The organism is Bradyrhizobium sp. P5_C11_2, from assembly GCF_054049755.1.
In genome coordinates, this window is sequence record NZ_JBFULT010000566.1 from 1 (window position 1) to 4874 (window position 4874).

At 62.5% G+C, this 4874-nt stretch carries 7 protein-coding genes; all 7 read right to left on the bottom strand.

The features are described from left to right. Positions 1 to 26 precede the first annotated feature (26 nt). Positions 27 to 1499: a hypothetical protein gene (locus ACXJL8_RS34135; protein WP_456686377.1), complete on the bottom strand. Its 1473-nt coding sequence runs from the start codon at positions 1497 to 1499 to the stop codon at positions 27 to 29. Next, positions 1499 to 2110 carry a hypothetical protein gene (locus tag ACXJL8_RS34140; RefSeq protein WP_456624004.1) on the bottom strand — a complete coding sequence of 204 codons (612 nt, stop codon included), beginning with the start codon at positions 2108 to 2110 and terminating at the stop codon, positions 1499 to 1501. Before ACXJL8_RS34140 ends, ACXJL8_RS34135 begins: the two co-directional genes overlap by 1 nt. A 100-nt stretch (positions 2111 to 2210) precedes the next feature. Further along, positions 2211 to 2972: a hypothetical protein gene (locus tag ACXJL8_RS34145; protein WP_456624005.1), complete on the bottom strand. Its 762-nt coding sequence runs from the start codon at positions 2970 to 2972 to the stop codon at positions 2211 to 2213. A gap of 1 nt (position 2973) precedes the next feature. Further along, on the bottom strand, positions 2974 to 3405 hold the full coding sequence (locus ACXJL8_RS34150) for a hypothetical protein (protein ID WP_456624006.1): 432 nt from the start codon (positions 3403 to 3405) through the stop codon (positions 2974 to 2976). A gap of 20 nt (positions 3406 to 3425) precedes the next feature. Then, on the bottom strand, positions 3426 to 4079 hold the full coding sequence (locus tag ACXJL8_RS34155) for a phage adaptor protein (RefSeq protein ID WP_456624007.1): 654 nt from the start codon (positions 4077 to 4079) through the stop codon (positions 3426 to 3428). After that, positions 4076 to 4408: a hypothetical protein gene (locus ACXJL8_RS34160; RefSeq protein WP_456624008.1), complete on the bottom strand. Its 333-nt coding sequence runs from the start codon at positions 4406 to 4408 to the stop codon at positions 4076 to 4078. The genes ACXJL8_RS34155 and ACXJL8_RS34160 overlap by 4 nt, the downstream gene beginning before the upstream one ends. Further along, positions 4408 to 4719, bottom strand: a complete 312-nt coding sequence (locus tag ACXJL8_RS34165) for a hypothetical protein (protein ID WP_456624009.1) — start codon at positions 4717 to 4719, stop codon at positions 4408 to 4410. Before ACXJL8_RS34165 ends, ACXJL8_RS34160 begins: the two co-directional genes overlap by 1 nt. Positions 4720 to 4874 lie beyond the last annotated feature (155 nt).

Here is a 4874-nt window from a genome sequence, read left to right on the forward strand (position 1 = left end):
CTCGGTGATGCCGGGTACGTAAGCCGTCATAGCGTGCCGTTCGGTGAGAGGTCGGGGACGATGCCGGCGCAGAATGACCACGAGGTCGCGGCCGGGATGCGCACCTTGAAGCGGGAATAGCGGGTGTCGCGTCYGACGTCGCAGCGGCCGGTGCGGGCATTGACCAGAACTTCCGCGCCCGGCGTTGCCGGTGCAGCCGGCGTATCGCGCCAGGAGACCGAGCCGAACAGCGTCGCCGCATCGGTCACCGGGCGGAAGCCGCGGATGGTGATGCGGTTCTCGTCCGTGCCCTGCTCGGGGCTTTCCAGCGTCGCCTCGAGATTGGGGCCGCGGAAGAAGCCGAGCACATGAGCGCTCGAGAATTGCGCGATCTCGGGCTGAACCGCGGTCGCGTAGGCATCGAGGCTCAACGTCAGCGCATCCAGCGATGACGAAATGCTGTCGAGGTTTTCCAGCGTCAGACCGGTCTGCGAGACACCCAGCAGATACTCGCCCGTCACGGCGATCGGGAAGAAGCGATCGAGCAGGAAGTCGTAGCCGAGCAGCTTGTCGTAGGTGCCCACCGTGCCAGATACCGATTTGTAGGCCCAGTAGACACGCGTGGAGCGCGGATCGGCGGCACCCATGAAGAGCTGAAGGTTGCCCTTGTCGAGATCGGCTAGAAAGCTGCGATCGACCTTCTCGCGTCCGATCTGCTGCGGCACGCCGCCCGGCTCGATCTTGTGAAAGCCCTGGCCGGCGTAGAAGAAGATGCGCTCGCCGGCGCGGATGATCGAGTACGGCGCGTAGAGGCCCTTGTCCTGGGTGATGCGATCGATCTGGAAGATGATCGGCGAACCCGGCACGTAGGACATGCGCCGGATCGCCTGGTCCTGAAAGACGATGCCGGATTCGCCGCCGGCGACGCCGCGGACGATTCCGCCATCCGGAAAGTCCTGGAAGTCCGACGACTTGATGCCGCTCGTCCAGCTGTCCGAGGCGTTGAAGTTGTTGAGCCCGGACCAGTGGATCCGGTACGGCGTCGAAAGCAAACCGGACAGCACAAGGAAGCGCCCGACCACGCTGATATAGGCGGCCTGCGGCGGCGCGCCCAGCGCGTCCGCAAAAGCCGTCGACGACGAGAGATCGAAGATTTGCAGCACCGCATTGGCCTGCGTCGCGAAGACGAAATTCCCGGTTTGGGCGAACTGCCATTGTGCTGTGGCTGAGAGCGCCGAGTAGGACGATCCACCTTTGGATACGTCAACCCAGGTGAAGTCGATGTTGTTGAGCCGGTAGAGCTTGGTGCTCGTGCCGGCGAAGGTGATAACCGTGCCGTCCGATTTCAGCGCGTAGAACGCGCCGCGGCACGAGGCGGGCAACGGCGCCGTGTAGGCCGAGAAGGACGGGAACGGGCCATAGCCATCGCCTCGCGGGATGACGTTGAGTATGTTGCGGGTCGCCTGGCCTTCATAGTCGCTGACATCCGGGCGATATTCGCCATAGGCAAGGAGTGGCATTATTCAGTCGTCCATGTTTCGGGTTCAATCGCGGCGGGCGTCCATGCGGGCGATGGCTCCGACCCAGGCGCCCAAGAAGCTGCGGCGTTATCCCTCGGTATCCAGGCCTCGCGCTCTGTTCCCGTCGCGGTCCAGCTGTCGGAATCAAACGGTCGCGGAAACCAGGCCTCGAAATTGCGGGAAAACGTCGAAGGATAGCCGCTCACATCGTATGCGCCGGGGGGCGACAGCATCGAAGCGCCGGCTGATGCATTATTTGCTGTGAGCAAATAGATGCCTGGCACTGAAGCGAGCCGAACAGCAATCTTTGCCTGCTGGCCGCCAACAGAATATCCAACGGCGCCTGCCGCAAGGGACGATCTGAATGAAGCAACATTTCCCGCCGCAGCGTAGCTGCCTGTCGCCCCGGACAGGGCAGCGTTGAATGTGGCGGCAACGCCCGAGACAACGAACAGGCCCGGAATGCCTGACTGCACCGACCTGAAAGCCGCCGCCTGCCCCGCGACTGTATAGACGGCTGTGGTCGTGAGCAGAACCGTGTTGGTCAGCCCGAGCGTCGGCAACTGCCCGAGCGCGAAACGCCCGGCAGCGTCAAAGCCAAGAAGGGACATCCGTTAACTCCGAAGAACGCCACTTTGCGGTTTGGACCGATTGACGAACGCGAAGACGTTGGCGCGGCTGCTCACAAAGGAGCGAGCCGCACCCGGTGCGTCACCCGATCTTGATTGCGACAAGTTGCGTATCCCTGGCGGCTCCGGCGTCGTTATAGACGATCTTTCCGTTCGCGCTGGTCGCATTAAACGCCTGCATCCTGATACTGCCGGCAGGGTTGGTCGCAATCGCGGCAAGCGTGACCTGCACGGCGTTTCCGGCGCCTGTGCTGTAGACCCATCCGCTGTAGGCGTAGACGTTGGTGCCGTCCACGAGCCGCGCCAGGAACTTGGCGGCCGCGCTCGTATCCTTGAGCGACATGGTTCCGATAAGGAGGAACGTTCCGCTCGTTCCGAGCGAAAGGGAGACGGCGTCGAATAGCGTATTGACCGCAGACATCGTCACGTCGGCTCCCAGGATGGCCGAGAAACCCGAGATCGTCTGTTGCGCGTCGATATTGCTTCGCGCCTGCGCCTTTTGAGCTGTGCTGAAGCTGTTGCTCTCCTCGACCGAGATCAGATCTTCCTTGAGCGCCACGATCGCGACCTGCGGCGTCGTGGAGAAATTGATCTTCGCGGTGGTCCCGGACGAGTTGAACAGAATGGTTGTTCGCGCCAGCACGCCGGACGAGGTGTTGTAGGCGCCCTCTCCGATCTCCCATTGGCTGAGATCGGTACTCTCGGCGCGGTACTTGTACAGGCGACCGTTGACAACTCCGGCCGCAGCAGGGCTTTGGTAGCCCGTGACGGCCGAAGCATAGGTCCAGTCGGTGGTGCCGCCCGCTGATGGGCTGAAGCGGCAAACGTCGAGAAAAGCTGCCATGTCAGGTGATCGTCAGGATGCCGTTGGTCTGGTCGATATCGACGGTGAAGGTGTTGCCGTTGGTGAGCGTGATCGCGACGCCGTAGTCCCACCAGCCGATGAGCGGCTTGGTTGACGACGTCGAATTGTAGAGCACCGCATATTGAAACGGTCCGATCGAACCGCCCGACGCCGTCCACGCCGGATCGGCCCCGCCGACGAACTTGAACGTGCCCGTGGTTTGTGCGCCCGTGATGGTGCCGACGCTGTTGCCGCCCGCGGTATAGCCGTTGCCGGCTGCGAGATCCGCCGGCGCGTTGTAGACCGTGTTGGTTGCCACCGGCACCGTGTTGGTCAGATAGACTTTGTACACCTGCGCGGTGCCGGTCTTCATGTCGTGCAGCGCGTTCGCAACGTCCTGCACGAAGCAATAGAACTTGTTGAAGCTTGCCATCGGCGTTCTCCCAAGATGTCCTAGATGATCTGGCCGGAAACACGCACCGTCATCGGCCCGGCATTGAAGGTCGAGGTCAGCCCGAGATTGTTCAGATCGGCGAGCGCCGACGTGAACCCGAGTCCCCAGGTCTGAATCCGCGCGTCTTCCTTGATATACGGCGCGGATTCCAGCAGGGCGCCGTAGAGATAGAGATCGGGCGCCATGGTCAGCAGCCAATTGCCGGCGTTCGACGCAAGCGCAGGCACGTTCTGCCGGTAGACCATTTCGATGGTGTAGGCGGCATCGGGCGTTGGCGCGAGCTCAAGTTCATTGCCGAACACAGTGAAATAGCGCGGCTGCGCGGCGACATCGGACGTCGCGAAGCGGTATTCGTCCATCTGCGTCCCCGATTTGAATTCGAGGCACGGCTTGCCCGTCACGCTCGACAGCCGGACCCTGCGCATGGACTGGAAATCCGCCGGCAACGAGATGAATTCCGGCTCATCCGATCCGAGATCGACCAGCGCGGTCGCCCGCTGCTCCATCTGCCGCACGAACAGCTGGCGGTTGAACTTGGCCTCCGCGAGCTGAACGAAGGTCGGGATCCGCGCGATCAGAGTCGTATCCTGGTCGCGCGCGAGATATTCGGTCACTGCGGCTTGCAACGATGTGTAGTCCGTTATCTGGGTCACGTGAGCTCCGCTGACCAGCCGGCCTGCAGTTTCGGCCTGTCTGTTCGCAAATAGGCCCATTCGGGATCATCGAGCTTTGTCTGCACGATCGCGTCGAACTCGGGCGTGAACAGCCGCAACGAGGTGTGGCCTCTTGCATGCTGCTCGTTGAGCCATTTGACGTAGATGACGTTGGGAATGCGGGCGACGTGCCGCCCCCAATCGCCGCACTGCTCATCAAGGCGCGCCTGCCTGTTCCATTCCAGGATGGGCGCCACATCCTGGATATGCTCGATCGCAAGCTCGCGACCGTTGCTGTCGAGATGAGGTTTGATCAGAACACCGTCCATCACGACATCTCCGTGATCCAGAGCGTGCCGGCAGTCGCCGTGACCAGGCCATTGGTCGCGGCCTTCAGCGCAGCGATGCGTTGGCCGGGACTGACCGTGACGTATTCGACGGCGTTGGCCGGCAGATACGGATCCGAAATGGTCGCGGTCTGCGCACCGTCGCCGATCCGGTAGCAGCAGCCGGAATTGGCGACCAGTCGGAGCTGGTAGGTCTCCGGCCCGAAGGCGTTGGTGATGCTGACGCTGCCGTCATAGGCGATCGTCTGCGTGGGACCGACGCGCGAGGAATTTTGCTTGGAGAAGAACGGCATGTCAGGCGGTCCTCACGGAGATTGAGAAATGCATGGGGATCGTGGCACCGGAGGCGCCCGAGGGCGTCAGCACGATCACGTCGTCCTCGTTGAGATAGGTCGGCGACGGCKGCACAGCCGAGAACAACTGGCCCGCAGCGGAGCCCGCCTGGGTC

Excerpts from the sequence above, each read along its gene's own strand:
- ACXJL8_RS34140 (WP_456624004.1), bottom strand. The coding sequence starts at position 2,110 with ATGTCCCTTCTTGGCTTTGACGCTGCCGGGCGTTTCGCGCTCGGGCAG.
- ACXJL8_RS34145 (WP_456624005.1), bottom strand. The coding sequence starts at position 2,972 with ATGGCAGCTTTTCTCGACGTTTGCCGCTTCAGCCCATCAGCGGGCGGC.
- ACXJL8_RS34150 (WP_456624006.1), bottom strand. The coding sequence starts at position 3,405 with ATGGCAAGCTTCAACAAGTTCTATTGCTTCGTGCAGGACGTTGCGAAC.
- ACXJL8_RS34160 (WP_456624008.1), bottom strand. The coding sequence starts at position 4,408 with ATGGACGGTGTTCTGATCAAACCTCATCTCGACAGCAACGGTCGCGAG.
- ACXJL8_RS34165 (WP_456624009.1), bottom strand. The coding sequence starts at position 4,719 with ATGCCGTTCTTCTCCAAGCAAAATTCCTCGCGCGTCGGTCCCACGCAG.